The 19805-nt window shown below is 72.6% G+C and carries 18 protein-coding genes and 1 pseudogene; 15 read left to right on the forward strand and 4 right to left on the reverse strand.

All coding sequences use genetic code 11. From position 1 onward, the window contains the following. Positions 1 to 75: 75 nt before the first annotated feature. Both ACPXBU_RS32400 and ACPXBU_RS32405 read right to left on the reverse strand, forming a co-directional pair. Positions 76 to 1338: a nucleotide sugar dehydrogenase gene (locus ACPXBU_RS32400; RefSeq protein ID WP_425761105.1), complete on the reverse strand. Its 1263-nt coding sequence runs from the start codon at positions 1336 to 1338 to the stop codon at positions 76 to 78. Positions 1339 to 1464: 126 nt separating this feature from the next. Continuing rightward, on the reverse strand, positions 1465 to 2838 hold the full coding sequence (locus tag ACPXBU_RS32405) for a serine/threonine-protein kinase (protein ID WP_425761106.1): 1374 nt from the start codon (positions 2836 to 2838) through the stop codon (positions 1465 to 1467). Between the two features lie 539 nt (positions 2839 to 3377). Here ACPXBU_RS32405 and ACPXBU_RS32410 point away from each other — a divergent pair. The 10 genes from ACPXBU_RS32410 (at position 3378) to ACPXBU_RS32455 (ending at position 11141) form a co-directional block, all read left to right on the forward strand. Then, positions 3378 to 4010 carry an RNA polymerase sigma factor gene (locus ACPXBU_RS32410; protein ID WP_393370549.1) on the forward strand — a complete coding sequence of 211 codons (633 nt, stop codon included), beginning with the start codon at positions 3378 to 3380 and terminating at the stop codon, positions 4008 to 4010. 16 nt (positions 4011 to 4026) lie between these two features. Beyond that, positions 4027 to 4857, forward strand: a complete 831-nt coding sequence (locus ACPXBU_RS32415; RefSeq protein WP_425761107.1) for a hypothetical protein — start codon at positions 4027 to 4029, stop codon at positions 4855 to 4857. Between the two features lie 181 nt (positions 4858 to 5038). After that, positions 5039 to 6277 (forward strand): ergothioneine biosynthesis glutamate--cysteine ligase EgtA, encoded by a 1239-nt coding sequence (gene egtA, locus ACPXBU_RS32420; protein ID WP_393370543.1) that lies wholly within the window; start codon positions 5039 to 5041, stop codon positions 6275 to 6277. Next, positions 6274 to 7608, forward strand: a complete 1335-nt coding sequence (gene egtB / locus ACPXBU_RS32425; RefSeq protein ID WP_425761108.1) for an ergothioneine biosynthesis protein EgtB — start codon at positions 6274 to 6276, stop codon at positions 7606 to 7608. The genes egtA and egtB overlap by 4 nt, the downstream gene beginning before the upstream one ends. A 40-nt stretch (positions 7609 to 7648) precedes the next feature. Next, a complete protein-coding gene (egtC, locus tag ACPXBU_RS32430) occupies positions 7649 to 8395 on the forward strand; it encodes an ergothioneine biosynthesis protein EgtC (RefSeq protein WP_425761109.1) in 747 nt (248 codons plus the stop codon). 49 nt (positions 8396 to 8444) lie between these two features. Continuing rightward, positions 8445 to 9410 (forward strand): L-histidine N(alpha)-methyltransferase, encoded by a 966-nt coding sequence (gene egtD, locus ACPXBU_RS32435; RefSeq protein WP_425761110.1) that lies wholly within the window; start codon positions 8445 to 8447, stop codon positions 9408 to 9410. Between the two features lie 218 nt (positions 9411 to 9628). Beyond that, complete coding sequence (locus tag ACPXBU_RS32440; RefSeq protein WP_272611408.1) at positions 9629 to 10216, forward strand: TMEM165/GDT1 family protein; 588 nt, start codon at positions 9629 to 9631, stop codon at positions 10214 to 10216. A 39-nt stretch (positions 10217 to 10255) separates the two neighbouring features. Next, positions 10256 to 10618 carry a DUF1622 domain-containing protein gene (locus ACPXBU_RS32445; RefSeq protein WP_393370531.1) on the forward strand — a complete coding sequence of 121 codons (363 nt, stop codon included), beginning with the start codon at positions 10256 to 10258 and terminating at the stop codon, positions 10616 to 10618. Further along, positions 10615 to 10947 (forward strand): hypothetical protein, encoded by a 333-nt coding sequence (locus tag ACPXBU_RS32450; RefSeq protein WP_425761111.1) that lies wholly within the window; start codon positions 10615 to 10617, stop codon positions 10945 to 10947. The genes ACPXBU_RS32445 and ACPXBU_RS32450 overlap by 4 nt, the downstream gene beginning before the upstream one ends. After that, positions 10944 to 11141 carry a hypothetical protein gene (locus tag ACPXBU_RS32455; RefSeq protein ID WP_425761112.1) on the forward strand — a complete coding sequence of 66 codons (198 nt, stop codon included), beginning with the start codon at positions 10944 to 10946 and terminating at the stop codon, positions 11139 to 11141. The genes ACPXBU_RS32450 and ACPXBU_RS32455 overlap by 4 nt, the downstream gene beginning before the upstream one ends. Positions 11142 to 11169: 28 nt before the next feature. On the opposite strand, the pseudogene ACPXBU_RS32460 reads toward ACPXBU_RS32455, so the two are convergent. After that, positions 11170 to 11925 (reverse strand): annotated as a pseudogene (locus ACPXBU_RS32460) (Na+/H+ antiporter NhaA). Between the two features lie 336 nt (positions 11926 to 12261). Between ACPXBU_RS32460 and ACPXBU_RS32465 the strand changes: the two are divergent. Further along, the gene (locus tag ACPXBU_RS32465) at positions 12262 to 13725 is read left to right on the forward strand and encodes a polysaccharide biosynthesis tyrosine autokinase (RefSeq protein WP_425761113.1); all 1464 of its coding nucleotides are present in this window, start codon (positions 12262 to 12264) and stop codon (positions 13723 to 13725) included. Here ACPXBU_RS32465 and ACPXBU_RS32470 read toward each other — a convergent pair. Further along, the gene (locus ACPXBU_RS32470) at positions 13706 to 14260 is read right to left on the reverse strand and encodes a low molecular weight phosphatase family protein (protein WP_393370521.1); all 555 of its coding nucleotides are present in this window, start codon (positions 14258 to 14260) and stop codon (positions 13706 to 13708) included. The two genes, ACPXBU_RS32465 and ACPXBU_RS32470, sit on opposite strands and share 20 nt — an antisense overlap. Before the next feature lie 168 nt (positions 14261 to 14428). Here ACPXBU_RS32470 and ACPXBU_RS32475 point away from each other — a divergent pair, with 168 nt between their 5' ends. The 4 genes from ACPXBU_RS32475 (at position 14429) to ACPXBU_RS32490 (ending at position 19733) form a co-directional block, all read left to right on the forward strand. After that, entirely contained in the window at positions 14429 to 15676 is a 1248-nt protein-coding gene (locus tag ACPXBU_RS32475; RefSeq protein ID WP_393370519.1) for a glycosyltransferase family 4 protein, read from the forward strand. A gap of 97 nt (positions 15677 to 15773) precedes the next feature. Continuing rightward, the gene (locus ACPXBU_RS32480) at positions 15774 to 17558 is read left to right on the forward strand and encodes a DUF4012 domain-containing protein (protein ID WP_393370516.1); all 1785 of its coding nucleotides are present in this window, start codon (positions 15774 to 15776) and stop codon (positions 17556 to 17558) included. A 13-nt stretch (positions 17559 to 17571) separates the two neighbouring features. Then, on the forward strand, positions 17572 to 18201 hold the full coding sequence (locus ACPXBU_RS32485; RefSeq protein ID WP_393370513.1) for a hypothetical protein: 630 nt from the start codon (positions 17572 to 17574) through the stop codon (positions 18199 to 18201). A 968-nt stretch (positions 18202 to 19169) separates the two neighbouring features. Then, the gene (locus tag ACPXBU_RS32490; protein WP_425761114.1) at positions 19170 to 19733 is read left to right on the forward strand and encodes a hypothetical protein; all 564 of its coding nucleotides are present in this window, start codon (positions 19170 to 19172) and stop codon (positions 19731 to 19733) included. Positions 19734 to 19805 lie beyond the last annotated feature (72 nt).

Raw genomic sequence — 19805 nt, forward strand, 5'->3', positions numbered from 1 at the left:
CCGGTGCGGGAACGGACATCCGCCGGCCGGTCCCGCCGTCTTTCCCGGCGGCGGGACCGGCCAGCGGTGCCGGGTCTACAGGCGCTCCACCAGCGGGCCGACGCACCGGTTGCGGGTGTCGAAGACGTAGCGCGCGTGCTGGACCACCAGGTCGTAGTCGAAGCTGTCGTGGTCGGTGACCACCACCACCGCGTCGGCGGCGCTGACCTCCTGCTCGGTGAGATCGACCACGGTGACCCCGTCCGGGATGTGGTGCGCCTCGGCGTACGGCTCGACCGCGTGCACCTCGGCGCCCAGCCCGCGCAGCCGCAGGGCCACGTCGACCGCGGGGGAGTCGCGCATGTCGCCGGTGTTCTTCTTGTACGCCAGACCGAGCAGCAGCAGTCGGGCGCCGCTGACGGCCCGGCCGTCGCGGTTCAGTCCCGCCATGATCCGCTGCGTGACGTGCTCGGGCATCTCGTGGTTGATGTCGTTGGCCAGCTCGATGAACCGGAACTGCCGGCCGAGGCGGCGCTTGACCTGCCAGGACAGGTAACACGGGTCGATCGGCAGGCAGTGCCCGCCGACCCCGGGGCCGGGGCGGAAGGGCAGGAAGCCGAACGGTTTGGTCTCGGCGGCGTCGATCGCCTGCCAGACGTCGATGTCGAGGTGGTGCGAGAGCATGGTCAGCTCGTTGATCAGTGCGATGTTGACCTGGCGGAAGGTGTTCTCGATCAGCTTGGTCAGCTCGGCCACCTGGGTCGAGCCCACCGGCACGGTGCGTTCCACGAGCCGCTTGTAGAAATCGTCCACCCTGGCCAGCGACACCGCGTCCACGCCGGAGACCACCTTCGGCGTGTTCTCCAACCGCCACGTCGGGTTGCCCGGGTCGATCCGTTCCGGGCTGTAACCGAGATGGAAGTCACCGGGGCTGCGCAGCCCGCTGGCCGACTCCAACAGGGGGCGCAGCAACTCCTCGGTCGTGCCCGGGTACGTGGTCGACTCCAGGATCACCGTGCACCCCGGGCGGACGTACGGGCCGATGCCGACACCCGCCTGCTCGACGAAGCTCAGATCGGGGGTGCCGTCGCGCAGTGGGGTCGGCACGGTGATGACACAGATGTCGAAGCCCTCGGCATCGGTGTATTCCGTGCTGGGGTGGTACCGGCCGCTGCCCAGCGCGCGGCCCAGCCGGTCCGTCGGGATGTCCTCGACGAACGACTCGCCCGAGGCGAGACGCTTCACCCGGTCGGCGTCGACGTCGAGGCCGACGACGTCGAAGCCCGCCTCCACCGCGCGCATGGCCAGCGGCAGCCCGACGTACCCCTGACCGATCACGACCAGCTTTTCAGCGTTCACCCGGGCTCCCGCGGCAGATGGTGGATATGACCTGCTGAGGAGCCTAGAGGGGCGTTCGGCGACCCAAGTCCGTTTTGGGGATATCGGGGCTGGTGGGACTATCCGCGCTGGGCGAAACCGGCGCGCTCAGTTGCCCGCCGGAACCTCCGGATCGGTCGGCGAGCTCGCCGTCGCGGTCGACGTGGGCACCGACGACGGGGTCGCCGGGGTGCTGGGCGGGGTGCTGGCCGGCGCGGTCGTCGTCGGCGTGACCGATGGCGTCGGCGGCTTGATCGTCTGGCTGGGTCGCGTGCTCGGCGTGGCGGAGATCGACGCCGACGGGGAGTTGCCGGGGGCCACCGGCCGGTCGGGACGCGTCGGGCCGCCGGTGGCGACCTGCTCGTTGCCCGCGGGCAGATCCAACGGGCCGCTCGGCTCCACCGCCGGCGGGGTGGTCGGCAACTTGACCGCCGGATCTTCGCCGGCACCGTGCATCGTGCCCAGTGCCGCGCCGAGCCCGACGAGAGCGACCAGGACGGCCACCGCCGCGCCGACCAGCGGACCCCGCCGTCGCGCACGCCCGGCCTGGGTCCCATCCGCCACCGCCGCGCCGACCGGACCGTCGCCGCGGGTGCCCGGCCCGGCGCCGCGCAGCGGAACGGCCGCCGCCATCGCGGTGGGCGGTTCGCCGCCCGTGACCGCGGTCCGGGCGGCCTCGGCCATCGCCGCGCCGCTGCTGAAGCGATCCTGCGGATCCTTGGCCAGGGCCCGGGACACCAGGGCGCGGACCGCCTCCGGGATCTCGTGCGGCAACTCCGGCGGCTCGTCGTCGAGGTGCCGGACGGCGACCTGCAGCGGGTTGTCGCCGGTGAACGGCGGATTGCCGGTGAGGCAGCAGTAGGTGACCGCGCCCAGCGCGTAGATGTCGGTCGCGCCGCTGACCGGTCGTCCCGCGGCCTGCTCGGGGGCCATGTAGAGGGCGGTGCCGGGCACCGCGTTGGTGCTGGTGATGCTGGTGATGTCGAGCGAACGCGCCACGCCGAAGTCCACCAGGACGACCGAGCCGTCCTCGAGCACGAGCAGATTGCTCGGCTTGACGTCGCGGTGCACGATGCCGCCCCGGTGCGCCGCGTTCAGCGCGGCGGCGGCCTGCGCCACGATCGACATCGTCTCGGCCACGTCGAGGCGCCCGGCCGTCTCGATCCGCTTGGACAACGGCTCGCCGGCGACGAACTCCATGACCAGGTAGTCCGCCCGACCCGCGCCGTCGGGCAGGTCGTCCGCGCCGCAGTCGAAGACCTGCACGATGCCGGGGTGCCGCAGCGCCGCCATGATCCGGGCCTCGGCCCGGAACCGGGCGATGAAGTCGGGGTCGGAGACCAGGGTCGGCAGCAGCACCTTGACCGCGACCTGCCGGCCGAGGATGAGGTCCGCGGCCAGCCAGACGTCGCCCATGCCGCCCGTGGCGACACGTTCGTCCAGGCGGTACCGACCGCTGAGCACGACCCCCGATGACAACACCGCAATACCGTACCCAGAGTGGCGCGCGGGAGCGCGACACGGGCTGTCCGCCGAACGAGTGACAACGGCGGCGTATTCGGCTGACCTGTGTGGACGCCGCGTCGTTGTGACGGTGCGACAACGTGCCGTGACGAAAAGTGACAGATTTCGGCACGGCGTGGTGCGACGGTGGCCGAAAGGCGTACCGCGGTCTGGTTTGGGCGCTCTGCTCACGGGCAGTGCAGACGACACGCCGGCTCGCAGAGTTGATAATTGTCACTCTTCCGTGACAACGTGCCGGCTTGTCGCGTCAGTGGCCCCGTCCTAGCGTTAGCCCGGCTCGGGCCGCCCCGGTCGTCTCGACCGTCTGGCGCGCCGAGTCGACGACCCTGGCGTCGGCCCACCAGACACCCCGGCCCGGCGACCCGGTCCGGGTGGGCTCAGATTGGCGGAGGGGCGGTGCGGGGGCGGGTGTTCAGCGGGCGGACGGTGCGTGCCGCGTGGTCTGCCGCACGGTCGCGGAGCAGGGCGGCGCGCGCCGGGCACACCACGGGCCGCGGATGACCGGCGAGCTGTCCGACGCGGTCAGCGCGGCGCAGGCGGGGGACGAGGACGCGTTCCGCCTGCTCTACCGCAGCCTCCAGCCGGGCCTGCTGCGCTACCTGACCGCCCTGGTCGGCCCGGACGCGGAGGACGTCGCCTCGGAGACCTGGCTGCAGGTCTCCCGCGACCTGCCCACCTTCACCGGTGGCGAGTTCCGCGCCTGGACCGTCACGATCGCCCGCAACCGGGCGATGGACCACCTGCGCCGACTGCGCCGCCGGCCGTCCCTGCCGGTCCCGGTGCACGCGCTCGTCGACCTGGCCAGCGCGGCGGACACCGCCGAGGGTGCCAGCGAGACGATCGGCACCGAGACCGCCCTGGCCCTGATCGCCACCCTGCCTCCCCGCGAAGCCGAAGCAGTCCTGCTGAGGGCCGTGATCGGGCTGGACGCCGGATCCGCGGGCCGGGTGCTGGGCCGCCGGGCCGGTGCCGTCCGGACCGCCGCCCACCGCGGTCTGCGCCGGCTCGCGGCCCTGCTGGAAGGGCAGCGCGCGGCCGAGCCGTCCGCCGAGGTCGACGGGGTGCCGCCGCCCCGCGCGGGCGGCAACCCATCCCTGCGGGCACCGCACGCCGAGCCGGCGGACGGCTGACGTGAGGGGATTCTGGATGAACCCGTTCCGGCGCGTCGACCACGCCGAGACCGAACGGCTGCTCGACGCGGCCCGCGCCGACGTGCGCGCCCCGTCGGACCAGGCCACCCGGGCCGCGTCGCCCGCAGGGGAGGCGGCGTCGTCGCAGGCCCGCGTACCCCCGGCGGACCCGGTGGCCGGTGTGCTCGCCGCGGCCGCCGGTCCGGCCCGGCCCGGCGAGTTGGCCGGTGAGGAGGCCGCGCTGGCCGCCTTCCGGGCCGCGCGGGCCACGCCGGCGCCGTCCGCGCCCCACCGACCCCGCCGTCGTCGCCTGACCACCGGCGCGGTGGCCTGGATCGGCGCGGTGGCGGCCACTGCCACGGCCGGCGCCGCCTTCGCCGCGGTCACCCGGGACCGGACGCCGGAACCGGTCGCGCCGGTGCCGTCGCGGACGTCGTCGAGCCCCGAGACGAGCGCCTCCACGTCCGGCGAGCCCAGCCGATCGGCGCCGCCCGGCCCGTCGTCGCCGGGCCAACCGTCCCCCGGCGCGCCGTCACCGGGCCATCCGGCGCCCGGCCCGCCGTCCCCGGGCGCGCCGTCGACCCCCGGCGCGCCCGGCGGCCAGGTGCACGGGCTGTGCCGTGCCTGGCAGGCCAAGAAGCCCGAACAGCGGGAGCAGGCGCTCCGGACGCCGGCCTTCGCGAGGTTGGTCGCCGAGGCCGGCGGTGTGGCCGAGGTCGAGGCGTACTGCCAGCGGCTGGCGCCCGAGCCCAAGCCGTCCGAGCCGGCGAAGCCCCAGGCACCACCTCCCCCGACGGGCCGTCGCGCCTCCGGTGAGCAGCCGACGGGCCGCCGCGTCCTCCGGTGAGCAGCCGCCGGCAGCACCGTCCGGTCATCGGCCGGCGGCCGCCGCGTTTCCGTTGCGCCCTGCGCGGGAAATTCGTCTGTTAGACAGGGATGGGTGGCGCCGTGCGGCCCCGACGATGTCGGTGGGCGGGTTTACGGTGACACCGCGTCCGAAGTCGGCACACGGAGAGGGGTCACGACAGTTGGTGACGTCACCCGAGTTGGACCGCAGCGCCATCCTGCGTGAGTCCGGGGCCGCGGGCCGGCACCTGGCCCGCATCTGCTTCAAGACCGGCCCACCGACACTCACAGGCGTCGAACTGGAATGGACCGTGCACGACGCCGCCGATCCCGCCCGCCCCGTCGACCCGACGCGGCTACGGGCGGCGCTGGGGCGGCACACCCCCGCCACGTTGGATGTCACGAGCCCGGCCGAGCCGCTGCGACACGGCGGCCTGGTGACCCTCGAGCCGGGTGGCCAGTTGGAGATCTCCACCCCGCCCCGCCCCTCGGTCACCGCACTGATCCAGGCCACCGAGGCCGACATCGCCCAGGTCACCGACCTGCTGGCCACCGCCGGGCTGATCCTCGGCCGCAGCGGCATCGACCCCCACCGACGGCCCCGCCCGGTGGTGGAAACTCCCCGCTACCGCGCGATGCGCGGCGCCTTCGACAGGCACGGCACGGCCGGCCGCACCATGATGTACAGCACCGCCGGCCTGCAGGTCTGCCTCGACGCCGGTGAGCCGGACCAGGTCGCGGCACGCTGGGCGGCCGCCCACGCGGTCGGGCCGCCGCTGCTCGCGGTGTTCGCGTCGGCCAACCGGCACGCCGGGCGGCGCACCGGCTGGGCCTCCGCGCGGATGGCCGCCTGGCTGGCCATCGACCCGGCCCGCACCCGCCCGGTCTGGACGCCCGGCCGCGTCGACGAGGATCCGACCGCCGACTGGATCCGGTACGTGCTGGCCGCGCCCCTGCTGTGTCTGCGCCGGCACGGCACGGACTGGACCGCGCCGCCGGGCGTGACCTTCGCCGACTGGCTCGACGGCGCGTTGCCCCGACCGCCCACCACCGACGACCTCGACTACCACATCAGTACCCTGTTTCCGCCCGTCCGCCCGCGTGGCTACCTGGAGCTGCGCTACCTGGACGCCCAGCCCGACCGCGACTGGCGGCTCCCGCTGGCGGTGCTGGCCGCCCTGTTCAGCGATCCGGGCACGGTGCGCGCCGCGCACGCGGCCGCCGCGCCGGTGGCGCACCGCTGGTCGGCCGCCGCCCGGCACGGCCTGGCCGACGCCGCGCTGGCCGCCGCCGCGGCGACGCTGCTCGACCTGGCCCTGCGCACGCTGCCCCGGCTGGAGCTGCCGGCGGGCATCCACGACGAGATCCGGCACGGAGTACGACGGCGGTTGGCCGCCGCGACGAGAGGACGGGACAGGTGAGCACGAGCACGACGGGACACACCGACGGGGAGCGGCTACGCGACCGGATCGCGGGGGAGTTGGCGCGGGCCCGCGCCCGCACGACGCTGCTGACCGAGGTCGACGACGCGGACCTGCTGCACCAACACTCACCGCTGATGTCGCCGCTGGTCTGGGATCTCGCCCACGTGGGCAACCAGGAGGAGCTCTGGCTGGTCCGTGACGTCGGAGGCCGCGAGCCGGTCCGGTGCGACATCGACGAGCTGTACGACGCGTTCAAGCAGCCGCGACGGGACCGCCCCGCGCTGCCGCTGCTGCCGCCCGCCGAGGCGCGCGCCTACCTGGGCACCGTCCGGGACAAGGTGCACGACCTGCTCGACCGGGTGGCGTTCACCGAGCGGCCGCTGGTCGCCGACGGGTTCGCGTTCGGGATGATCGTGCAGCACGAGCAGCAGCACGACGAGACCATGCTCGCCACCCACCAGCTCCGGTCGTGGCCGGCGGTGCTGCACGCCCCGCCGCCGCCCGAGCCCTCCGCCCGGGTCGGTCCGGAGGTGCTGGTGCCCGCCGGCGAGTTCACCATGGGCACCGACACCGACCCGTGGGCGCTTGACAACGAGCGCCCGGCGCACCGCGTCGACCTGCCCGCGTACGTCATCGACGCCGCTCCGGTCACCAACGGGCAGTACGCGGCCTTCATCGCCGACGGTGGCTACACCGATCCGCGGTGGTGGAGCGCGGCGGGCTGGTCCCACCGGCTCCAGGAGCAGCTCAGCGCGCCGATGCACTGGCGCCGTGACGGCGCCGAGTGGTCCTACCGGCGCTTCGGCAGGTGGAGCCGGGTCCGCGCCGACGAGCCGGTGGTGCACGTGTGCTTCTACGAGGCGCAGGCGTACGCGGCGTGGGCCGGCAAGCGCCTGCCGACCGAAGCGGAGTGGGAGAAGGCGGCCCGGTGGGACCCGGCGACCGGGCGGTCCCGCCGTTATCCCTGGGGGGATGACGACCCGACCGAGGTCCACGCCAACCTCGACCAACGTCACCTGTGGCCCGCGCCGGTGGGCGCGTACCCGGGTGGCGCCTCGCCGTTGGGTGTGCACCAGCTCATCGGCGACGTCTGGGAGTGGACCTCGAGCACGTTCGACGGGCATCCCGGCTTCACCGCGTTTCCCTACCGCGAATACTCGGAGGTCTTCTTCGGCGGCGACTACCGGGTGCTGCGCGGCGGCTCGTTCGGCACCGACCGTTCGGCCTGCCGGGGCACCTTCCGCAACTGGGACTATCCGATCCGCCGGCAGATCTTCAGTGGGTTCCGCTGCGCCCGCGACGTCCGACCGGACGAGTCGTACCGGTGATCTGCCGCGCGACCGGCGGCCCGGCGGGGGCGGGGCGCTGATGTGTCGCCACCTGGCCTACCTGGGGCCGCCGGTCACCCTTGCCGAGGTGCTGTTCGATCCGCCGCACTCGCTGGCGCGGCAGTCCTGGGCGCCGCGCGACATGCGGGGCGGCGGCACGATCAACGCCGACGGGTTCGGGGTCGGCTGGTATCCGGGCGACGGTGCGCCGGTGCGCTACCGGCGGGCGCAGCCGATCTGGAGCGATCCGACGATTGCCCAGCTCGCCGCGGTGACCCGCACCGGCGCGGTGCTCGCGGCGGTGCGCTCGGCCACGGTCGGGATGGCGGTGCTCGACGGCGCCGCCGCGCCGTTCGCCGAGGGGCGGTGGCTGTTCAGTCACAACGGTGTGGTCCGCGGCTGGCCGGACGCGGTGGTGCCGCTCGCCGCCGGGCTGCCGGTGCGTGACCTGCTCACGCTGGACGCCGCCACCGACTCGGCGTTGCTCTGGGCGCTGGTGCGGCATCGGCTGCGTGCCGGTGAGGATCCGGCCGAGGCGGTCGGGCAGACGGTGGCGGACGTGGCCGCGGCGGCCCCCGGTTCGCGGCTCAACCTGCTGCTCACCGACGGCCGCCGGGCGGTCGCCAGCGTGGCCGGGCACGCGTTGTCGGTCCGCGAGACGCCGGGTTCGGTGCTGCTCGCCTCCGAGCCGCACGACGACGACCCCGGGTGGTGGGCGGTGCCGGAGGGGCACCTGGTCCTGGCCACCGTGGGTGACGTGCGGGTACGTCAGTTGCCGATCCGGTGAGCCGCACCGGTTCCGGCGCCACCTGTTGTTCGAGCAGAGAGGCTTATCGATGACCGCGGATCCGCTGGAGATCTACCTCGAAGAGGGCGACCTGGAGCGCGGCCTGCGCGACGACGTTCGGGCCGGGCTGAGCGCCGGGCAGAAGTGGCTGCCCCCGAAGTGGTTCTACGACGCCCGGGGCAGTGAGTTGTTCGAGGAGATCACCCGGTTACCCGAGTACTACCCGACCCGGGCCGAGCGGGCGGTGCTGGCCGAGCGTGCTCCCGCCATCGCGGCGTTGACCGGGGCCAAGACCCTCATCGAGTTGGGTTCCGGCTCGTCGGAGAAGACCCGGCTGCTGTTGGACGCCTTCAGCCGGCGCGGCGGGTTGGGCACGTTCGTTCCGCTCGACGTGTCGGTGAGCGCGCTGTCGAGTTCCACGGCCCAGATCGCCGCCGACTATCCGCGCCTGCGGGTCCGGGGCATCGTGGGTGACTTCACCCGGCAACTGGACCGGCTGCCCACCGGCGGCCGTCGGTTGGTGGCGTTCCTGGGCGGCACCATCGGCAACCTGCTGCCCGCCGAGCGGGCCGAGTTCCTGACGGCGATGCGCGGCGCGCTGGAGGTCGGCGACTGGCTGCTGCTCGGCACCGACCTGGTGAAGGACCCGTCGGTGGTGGTGCCCGCGTACGACGACGCCGCCGGGGTCACCGCCGAGTTCAACCGCAACGTGTTGCGGGTGATCAATCGGGAGTTGGGCGCCGACTTCGACCCGGAGGCGTTCGCGCACGTGGCCCGCTGGGATCCGGCCCATGAGTGGATCGAGATGCGGTTGCGGGCGACCCGGCCGATGCGGGTACGGGTGCTGGACCTGACCGTGGACTTCGCCGTGGGGGAGGAGTTGCGCACCGAGGTCTCGGCGAAGTTCCGCCCGGAGGGGATCGCCGGGGAGTTGGCCACGGCGGGCTTCGCGACGACGGAGTTCTGGACCGACCCGGACGGGCTCTTCGGGGTCACGCTGGCGCGGGCGCGGTGAGCCGGTTCACCCACCACGGCCCGGCCCGGTGGTGATCGGCTAGGCTGGTCCCGCGAAGGGGAGTAGCCCCCAATGTCGTGGTCGACATACTGGTGCGTTCCGCATCCGGCCACGCGGCCCCGGTCTTTTCCGGGGCGGGCGAGACCTTCGACTCAGGCTGTTGCAGCCGGGTCGAGGGCACCCCTGTACCTCCTCCCGGCGTGAACGGGAAGGATGTCATGGAGGGATTTTTCGCCGCGCTGGTGATCAGCTTCGGCGTCATCTTCGTCGCCGAGCTGGGGGACAAGTCCCAGTTGATGGCGCTGACCTTCGCCACGCGGTTCAAGCCGATTCCGGTGCTGATCGGCATCACTGTCGCCACGGCTGTGGTGCACCTGGCGTCGGTGGCCATCGGTGTGGGTCTCGGGGCGGTGCTGCCGACCGAGTGGATCTCCCTGGTGGCCGGCGTGGCGTTCCTCGGCTTCGGCGCGTGGACGCTGCGCGGTGACAAGCTCACCGAGGAGGAGAAGCGCAAGGCGGAGAAGACGAGCAAGACCGCGATCGTGGCGGTGTCGGTGGCGTTCTTCCTGGCCGAGTTGGGCGACAAGACGATGCTCGCCACGATCACGCTCGCCACCAAGTACGGCTGGTTCGGCACCTGGCTCGGCTCCACCATCGGCATGGTGGCCGCGGACGCGCTTGCCATCCTGGTGGGCCGGATGCTCGGTCGGCGGTTGCCGGAGAAGGCCATCAAGTACGGCGCCGCGATCCTGTTCGCCATCTCCGGTCTCTGGCTGATCCTGGAGGCGGTCAACGAGCTGACCTGAGTGCCGACTAGCTGGCCCGAGGGCGGGTAACGGCCTCCGGTGGAGCCGGCCGAGTTGTTGCGCCAGGGCGATCAGGTGCTGGTTGCCGTGGTGGAGGTGTGCGGCGCGCTCGTCATCTTCGTCGGGGCGGTCTGGGCGGCGGTGCGGTTCGTGGTCGAAGGGCTGCGACACCGTACCGCCGCCCGTTTCACGCCGATCCGGCTCTCGCTGGGTCGCTTCCTCACCCTCGGCCTCGAATTCCAGTTGGCGGCCGACGTGCTGCGGACGGCGGTGTCCCCGTCGTTCGACCAGATCGGCCAACTGGCCGCGATCGCGACGATCCGAACGGCGCTCAACTACTTCCTGGGCCGGGAGATCCGTCAGGAGCAGCGGCAGGTGACCGAGGGTGAGCGGCGAACGTGATGGGCCTGCTGATCACGGCGGTCACCGCGTTGGCGCTTGTCGCCGGGGTGCTCACCACGCTCACCACCCGGGCGCTGCGCAGCGGCGTGCGGATCCTGCTGGACCTGCTGATCGCGGCCGGCCTGCTGCGGCTCGTCGGCGAGTTGGGGTGGAACGACCTGGCCGGCGCGGTGGCGATCATCGCCCTGCGTCAGCTGCTCGGGGCGGCGCTCAGCCGCCCACCCCCGCCGTCCGGCCGACAATCCCCGGCGCGCTGCGCCGATGACGATCGCCACCTACCGTTGGCGGTAAGAGGTGGAACCGGGGAAAGCGGGAGGATAACCACATGAGCCGGCACGACGAACCGAACGAGTACGGCTACGCCGGCGGCGCCACCGCTCCCGAGCCCCCGCCCGGTGGGAAGTCCGACGAGCAGGACCGTGTCGAGGCGGTCGCGGTGCCGGGCGACGACCTCACCGCACCGACGGCGGAGGCGCTGGCCGAGGAGACCGAGGACCTGCCGCCCGCCGAGCGCCGCCGCTGACCGGGTAGCCCGGGCGAGCGCCGCGCCGCTACCTGTCGGCGGGTCGCTGGTAGACGTCGGGCACGCCGTCGCCGTCGGCGTCGAGCCGCTCCCGCTCCGCCACCCGGCGGTACGCGGCGTTGCGGCGGCGCAGCACCGTGGTGGCCAGCCCGGCGGAGACCACCGATCCGAGCAGCACGGCCACCTTGACCCGGTCGTCGGCGGTGCCGCCCGTGCCGAAGGCCAGGTCGCCGATGAGCAGCGACACGGTGAACCCGACGCCGGCCAGTAGGGCGATTCCGGTCAGGTCCGACCAGGTGATGTCCTCGTCCAGTTCGGCGCGGGTGAACCGGGCCAGCAGGTACGTCGAGCCGAAGATGCCGACGCTCTTGCCGAGCACCAGTCCGGCGACGATGGCGATCACCACCGCCGAGAGCGGCCACCACGGGTAGCGCGGCCCGGCGCCTGCCGCGTAGTTCACCGGCGACGAACTCCCGCTTGAGTTTTAGACCCCACCACGAAGAAGACGGCCAGCAGGGCCGTCCGCCGCCCAGGTGGCCACGTCCAGGTCGAGGTGCCAGGGCGCGCCGCCGGGCCAGGGCACCCAACCACCGAGCCGGGTGTACGAGTCGGACCAGGGCGAGTTGGCCCAGAGCAGCGCGGTCACGGCGCCGAGCAGCAGCAACGCGCCACCGACCGTCTCGGTGCGCAGCACGTCGGCCAGATGCCGGGCCTCGGGCCAGGACGACCGGGAGAACAGCCGAGCCTTCGGCCGCCGCTCGGGCGGTGGGGTGGGGGAGGTCATTCGCGGCGCTCACCTCGGGACATCGGGACGGCAGGAATCCACTGGCCGACCAGACTCCCCGGCACACCGCTGTCGGCCCTATCCGGGCTCGGCGCGGTGCCGACCGCGGGGGCCGTTCGGTCGGCATCCGATCGCGGCCGACTTTTCCCGGGTCTCGCCGCTGCCGAATGCGCCTCTGCCCGGTTGGTTATGCGGGCGCACGTGTCGAAGTCAGAACCACCTAACTCCGGACATAAGTCGTATTAGCCGCTTTAATGGTTTCACGAGTTGACAGACGACCTTGGGGGTTTTCGTGAAGTTTTTTGGCGTAACCGGACCGACGCGGAGGCGCTCCTGATGGACCTGCTCCGCCAATTGCGCCACGTGCGTCGGCACTGGTGGGTCGTGCTGGTCACGGTCATGGTGGCCCTGGGCGCCTCGGCGTTCCTGACCGTACGGGCCCAACCCCGGTACGTCGCCTCGGTGACCTTCTTCGTCACCACCCCCAACTCCGGCGTCAGCGATGCCTACCAGGGTGGGCTCTTCCTCCAACAGCGCGTGAAGTCGTACGCCGACCTGCTCACCAGCGACCGGCTGGCGCAGAGCGTGGTGGCCGACACCCCGGTGGGTCTCACCGCGGACGAGGTGCGTAGCCGGGTGAGCACCTCCACCGAGACCGGCACCGTCCTGCTGCGCGCCGCGGTCACCGACACCGACCAGACCCGGGCGTTGCGGGTGACGGAGTCGCTCGCCGCGAAGTTCGTCGACCTGGTGCAGAAGGTCGAGACGACCTCCGAGGGCAAGGCTCCCATCAAGATCGAGGTGGTGAGCGGCCCACGGGTCACCGCCAACCCGGTCTCACCACAGCCCACGCGCAATCTCACCCTCGGCGGGCTGATCGGCCTGGTGCTCGGCGTCGGCCTGGCGATCCTGCGCGGCGTCGCCGACGTCCGGCTGCGGGACTCCGCCGGCCTGCAACGCGCCACCGGCAGTCCGCTGCTCGGCGAGATCCCCTACGAGAGCAGCGCCCGTACCGAGCCACTGATCATCGGCGACGCCGCGACCTCGGCCCGCGCCGAGGCGGTGCGCAAACTGCGGACGAACCTACGCTTCGTGGACGTCCACGAGCCCGCCCGGGTCATCGCCGTGACCAGCGCGCTGCAGGGCGAGGGCAAGACCACGCTCTCCTGCAACCTGGCCATCGCGCTCGCCGAGGCGGGGTGGCGGGTGTTGCTCGTCGACGCGGACCTGCGCCGGCCGAAGGTCGACGAGTACCTGGGCCTGGACGCCGGGGTCGGCCTCACCGACGTGCTCGTCGGCGACGTGAAGGTCGGCGACGTGGTGCAGCGCTGGGGCGACAAGTCGATGCTCGTGCTGCCCAGTGGCTCCGCCCCACCGAACCCGAGCGAGCTGCTCGGTTCCAAGGCGATGTCGGACCTGCTGCTGGCGCTGCGGGAGTCGGCGGACATCGTGATCATCGACACCGCCCCGCTGCTCGCGGTGACCGACGGCGTGGTCGTGGCCGTGCAGGCCGACGGGGCGCTGCTGGTGAGCCAGCAGGGCCGTACCTCCCGGACCCAGGTGGCCGCGGCGGCCCGCGCACTGCACTCGGTCTCGGTCCGCCTGCTCGGCTGCGTGCTGAACATGGCAAAGGTGGCCAAGGCCGAGGCCTACCAGTACGAGGCCTACCGGGTGGTCGCCTCGGCGCCTCCGGCAACGGTGCCGACGGACCGGGCGATGTCCGGCCGGCACAGCGACACCACCACCGGGGTCAACGGCGTCGCCGACCACACCCAGGAACTCACCCGGTTGCCCCGATGAGCGCGGCGAGGGGTCGCAGCGACCGTTCGATCTCCTCGGCGCAGCGTCGGAAGTCGGCGGACGTACCGCCGATCGGGTCCCGCAGGTCGTCCGCGTCCGGGGCGGCGGGTTGCAGCCGTCCCCGGGCCTGGGCGACCGCGGCGATCGCCGCCCGCAACGGGTCGTCCGTCGGCTCGGCGGGCGGCTCGGCCGCCGCGGCCAGCCGACCGAACTGGCGCAGGGTGAACGTCCGGTGCAGCGCGCTCGGCGCCAGCGCGGTGCAGATCGAGCGCTGGCGGCGGGTGGCGGTCAGCACCAACGTCGCGTCGACGAGGTATTCGGGCCGCAGAGCCCGGGTCCGGAACGCCGACACGTCCGCGCCGCCCTCGGCCGCGACCTCCAGGGCGTACGGGTGCATGGACAGCCCGTCGATCGCGTCGGTGCCGGCGCTGGCCACCGTGACGGACCTGTCGGCCAGCAGCCTGCGGGCCAGATGTTCGGCCATCGGTGACCGGCACAGGTTGGCGTGGCAGACGAACAACACGCGATCAGCCATCGGTGCCCCTCTCGTCGGTGCGGGCGCGGGCGGGCACACCGTGCGAACGGTGCGTCGGTGCCGGCGGCCGCGCGGAGAGGGGTTGTCGGCATCGTACGCGCGCCGTCCACCCGTCGGTCGGGGTGCCGCGCCGATCGCCGCCGATTCGCGGCGGACGGGGGCGCGGCCATGAAGATCGGCATCCTGTCCTACCACTTCCCGCCCGAGCCCGCGTTCATCCCCGGCAGCCTCGCCGAGGAGTTGGCCGCGCGGGGGCACGAGGTCCGGGTGCTCACCGGGTTTCCGGACTACCCCGGCGGGCACGTCTATCCCGGCTGGCGGCAGCGGTGGCACCACGAGACGCACAGTGAACGGCTGACCGTGCGCAGGGTGCCCCGTTACCCGGGAGGCGCCACGTCCACCGGCGCGCGGATGGCCAGCTACCTCTCCTTCGCCGGCAGCGCGACGCTCACCGCCCGCCGATACTTCAGCGGCCTCGACGCGCTGTACGTCTTCCAACTCCCGGCCACGACGTTCGCCGCCGCCGGGGTGCTCCGGCTGCTCGGACAGGTGCCGACGGTGCTGCACGTCCAGGACGTCTGGACCCGCGACGGCACCGACGAGGCGGGCGAGGGGGGTTGGGTGTCGCGGCTGGGCAGCGCGATGACCCGGATCTACCGGTCGGCCGCGCGGATCGCGGTCGCCGCGCCGTCGATGCGGGACCTGGTCATCGCCGCCGGCGCCGAACCGGACCGCGTCCGGCTGGTGCTCAACTGGACCGACGAGCGGATCTTCTATCCGGCGACACCGGGCGCGGCGGCCCGTCAGCTGGTCCGTCGGGACGGTCGGTGCGTGGTCATGCACGCCGGCACGATCGGCCCACGGCAGGGGCTGGAGACCGCGGTCCGGGCGGCCGCGGCGCTGGACCGGACGATGGACCTGGTCCTGGTCGGTTCGGGCTCGGCCGAGCGGCGGGTCCGGGGGCTCGCCGCCGAGTTGGGCGCGGACAACGTCCGCTTCGTGGCGCGCCGGTCGCCTGTCGACATGCCCGAGCTGTACGCGGCCGCCGACTATCAGCTGGTCATGCTGCGCGACCTTCCGGAACTGCGCGGCACGGTGCCCGGCAAGTTGCAGGCGGCGCTCTCCTGTGCCGCACCGGTGATCGCGTCGGCCGGCGGCGACACCACCGAGCTGGTCGAACGCGTCCGGGCGGGGCTGTCCTGCCCGCCGGAGGACTGGGCGGCGCTGGCCGACCGGTTCTGGTTGGCCGCCACCATCCCGCCGCCGTCGCGTACCGAGATGGGTCGCCGGGGGCGGGCCGCGTACCTGCGGGAGATGTCGCTGCCCGCCGGGGTGGACCGGATCGAGCGGTTGCTGCACGAGGCGGCGGGACGTGTCACCGAGCCCGTCGGCGAACTGCGAAGGAAACTCGCTTAAAGGGCGAAGAAGCCAATAAGAGTACGAAGTTCCCCGACACGTGCTAAGAACGTCAGGGAACCGACCTTCTGTCCGGTTCCGCGAACGGGAGTGTGGTGTGACGGAAAGCGAACGGCCGACCCGGCGGCGGAGCCGGTCCCGGCGCCGTCGGCGGGCCCGACTGCGACGTGCCCTCCTCGGCGCCCTGGTCGTCGGCTCGCTGCTGCTGGCGACCGGCGGCTGGATCGGCTTCCGTGGCTGGCAGGCGCGTACCCACCTGCTCAACGCCGCCGGCCTGGCCCGGGAGTTGAGCGCGCAGGTGGTGGGTGGGGACACCGAACGCGCCCTGCGGACGCTCGACGCCCTGCAGGAGCAGTCCGGCGCCGCTCGGGCGGCGACGGCCGATCCGAGTTGGCGACTCGGCCGGCGGACGCCGATCGCGGGTGACGATCTCGACGCCGTCCGCCGGATCGCCGTCGCCATCGACCAACTGGCCCGGGAGGCGTTTCCGAGTCTGCTGCGGACGGATCTGACCCGGCTGGTGCCGAGCGGCGGCCGGCTGGATCTCGCTCAGCTCACCGCGGTGTCCACCGAGCTGACCGGGGTCAACGAGTCGGTGCAGCGGACCCGCCGAGACCTGGGCGCGGTCCCGGCCGACCGCCTGGTCAGCCAGGTCCGGCAGGCACTGACGGACCTGCGCGACGAGATCGACCGACTGGCCGGCCTCACCACGGCCGCCGATCAGGGAGCCCGCCTGCTGCCGCCGCTGCTCGGCGCGAACGGACCGCGACGGTACCTGCTGGTCTCGCAGAACCTCGCCGAGTTGCGCGCCACCGGAGGCATGTTCGGCGCGTACGCGATGATCGAGGCGGAGAACGGCGCGGTGAAGATGGGCAAGCAGGGCAGCAGTGCCTCGCTCGGCCGGTTCACCCCGGCGCTGAAGGTGCCCGCCGAGATCCGGGCGCTCTGGACCGACCTGCCCGGCATCTATCCCGCCGACGTCAATCTGTCTCCGCACTTCCCGAGCGCCGCCGCGCTGTACCGCGAGATGTTCCGGCGCTCGACGAACATCACCGTCGACGGTGTGCTCGCCGTCGACCCGGTGGTGCTGTCGTACCTGCTCAAGGCGACGGGTCCGGTGTTGGTGCCCGGTGGTGTCCCGCTGGCCAGCGAGAAGGTCGTGCAGACCCTGCTCAACGACAGCTACCAGAGGCTGAACGTACGGCAGCAGGACGACTTCTTCGCGGCGTCGGCCGCGTCGGTGTTCGACGCCTTCTTCAAGAAGAATGTCAACCCTCGTGTGTTGTTGTCCGCATTTGACCGTGCTATCACCGAACGGCGGATATTGTTCTGGAGTGCCCGACCTGAGGAACAGCGGACATTCGGCGCGAGCCGGATGGCCGGGACGCTTCCGGAACAGGACACCGTGCCGACCGTCGGCGTGTTCCTCAACGACGGCAGCGGCGCGAAGCTCGGCTACTACCTGCGGCCGACGGCGAACCTGACGGTGGGCGAATGCCGGCCCGACGGTCGCCGCGAGCTCCGGCTGCGGGTGACCCTGCGCTCGACCGCTCCGAAGTCCGGACTTAGCGAATCCGTCCTCGGGCTAGGTCTGGCGGGCGACCCCTACACCGCCCGCACGTTGGTGTCGATTTTCAGCCCGGCTGGCGGGGCAGTGCTCGAGGCCCGGCTCGACGGGGCCGAGACGGCGCTTGGCAGCGGCACGGAACGCCGCCGCCAGGTGGCGACCGCAAGTGTCGACGTCGGCCCCGGCGTCGAGAAGGTGCTGGAGGTCACCGTGCTGACGGCCAAGACCGGCGTCGGGCAGGCCGAGCTGTGGCTGACCCCCACCGCCAGCCCCTGGACCACCCAAGTTCATTCCGCACCAAGCTGTGACCAGTAGGAGGGAACCAATCATGCGGCTATCCCGCATCATCATGGCGCTCACGGTCGGCCTGGCCGTGGTGGCCGTGCCGACGGCAGCGGGGGCGGCACAGCCGCAGCCGACGCCAAGCGCGACCACCGACCCGCCGCAACCGCCGCCGTACCCGCCAGCCGCAGCCTCGCTGACCGTCAACCGGCCGACGATCTTCCTCGGTGAGACGGTCGTGTTGACGGGCACCGGCTTCGGTCCGAACGAGACGGTCGACATCGTGGTGACGGTAGCTCCGCTTGCTGCCCCGGCCGGCGGTCAGGCTCCGGCTCGCCGCAGCGACGGCAGCACCGTGGCGATGGTCCCGGTGGCCTACCAGGCGAGCGCGCCGCTGACCTTCACGGCGTACACCGACGCCCAGGGACGATTCACCAAGAGCTACAAGCCGTCGGTGACGGGTCACCTGACCTTCACCGCCACGGGTCGGGAGTCCGGCCGTTCCGCCAGCACCGAGCTGCGGGTGCTGCACAAGAAGCAGCCGTTGCCGGTCACCGGTGACAGCATCGGCACGCCGATGAAGCTCGGCGGTGGCCTGGTGGGCGCCGGAGCGGTCATGCTGCTGCTGACCCTGGCCTGGCGTCGCCGCCAGCGCCTCGGTGGGACCGCGCACTAATCCGCACACCACCGGGCCCTGCCCGGATCGCACCTGAAGCTGGCGCCCGTCGGATCACTCCGACGGGCGCCAGCGCCCGTCGCCCCGAGCTCGTCCGACTCTCGGGGCGTCGGTCCGGATAGGTCCGGTCCGGGTGGGTCCGGTAGCCGCCGGGTACCTCCTCGCCGGCACCCGGGCGCTCCGAGGCGTCGAGATCAGGAACGTCAGGGCCTTCGACCGATCCAGGTCGGAGACGACCACGTCCCGGACCAGGTGGGCAGACTCAGCGAAGGCGCGGCGAACCCGAACTGAACAATGACGCCCCCTGCCGCATTTGTCGCTTTCGGGAGCGCTGGCCGTGGCCGACAGGCCTCGATCGACTCGCGTTTCATGATGTCGGGCTGTCGGAGCGTCCCGGATGCCGCGTTATCAAAGACTCCGAGTGGATCATGCCCGGTTCGGGCGCGGTCTGGCGCGGTGTCGGCTCGCCTGGTGCCGCAGGCGGGAAGCCGCTGGGCTTTCCCACCAATCTGGGCGGTTTGGCCGACGTGACGGGTCGCACCCGGGGGCCGGAATGCTGGCCGGGGCGGAGTCGTTACATACCCTGACGATCGCAGTACCGCCGGCTCGCCGCCCCTAGCGGGGTCGGAATGCGGGCCGCGGCCCGGTCGTTACAGTCCCCACGAACGACCACCCGGTGACCGCCTCCACGTGGTGCCGATGGACGGGCCGCCCCCGGAATGACCCCGGCCCGCCGGTCGTTACAGATGGACCCGGCGCCACGAGCCCCGCTTGTAGGTCGCCGCCCCGGGCGCCGCAAGCCCTCGCTTGTAGGTAGCCCCGCCGGGCGCCGTGAGTCTCCGGGCTTGCTGGTCGCCCACCTCCAAGACTTTTCGCCGTTGTGAACGTGCAGCGCCGGACGAGGTGCTCACACCCTGCCGCTTTCCCCCTGGCGCTGGGTGTTTCCTACCCCCGAAGGAGCTACCCCCATGAACACGATCATGCGTAAGAGCGTGCTGTCCGTTGCTGGTCTCGCGTTCGCCGGTGGTGTGTTCGCCGGTCCGATCGCCGCCCACGCCGCCGCCCCGGTGGATGCCAAGCCCGTCGCGGTGGCCGTGCAGACCACTGCGCCGAAGCCGCAGGGCGACCAGTCGCACATCTCCCTGAACGATGAGCAGACCGCCAACGTCAAGGCGATCATCGCCGCGACGAAGAAGGCCGGCCTGCCCGAGCGCGCCGCGGTCATCTCGATCGCGACGAGCCTGCAGGAGTCGAAGCTGGACAACCTGGGCCACCTCGGCGACGCCAACGACCACGACTCGCTGGGCCTGTTCCAGCAACGCCCCAGCTCGGGTTGGGGTACGCCGGAGCAGATCACCAACCCGGAGTACTCCACCACCGCGTTCCTCAAGGGCCTGCGCCAGGTCGACGGCTGGCAGGACATGGCACTGACCGACGCCGCGCAGACCGTCCAGGTCTCCGCCTACCCCGACGCGTACGCCCAGTGGGAGCAGCAGGCCACCGACCTGGTCGGCCAGCACTGGAACAGCTGACACCGGCACCACCGCACCACCGCACCACCGCACGGCACCACCGCACCACCGCACGGCACCACCGCACCACCG

It is taken from the genome of Micromonospora sp. DT231, assembly GCF_049847025.1.
Classification (GTDB): Bacteria; Actinomycetota; Actinomycetes; order Mycobacteriales; family Micromonosporaceae; genus Micromonospora.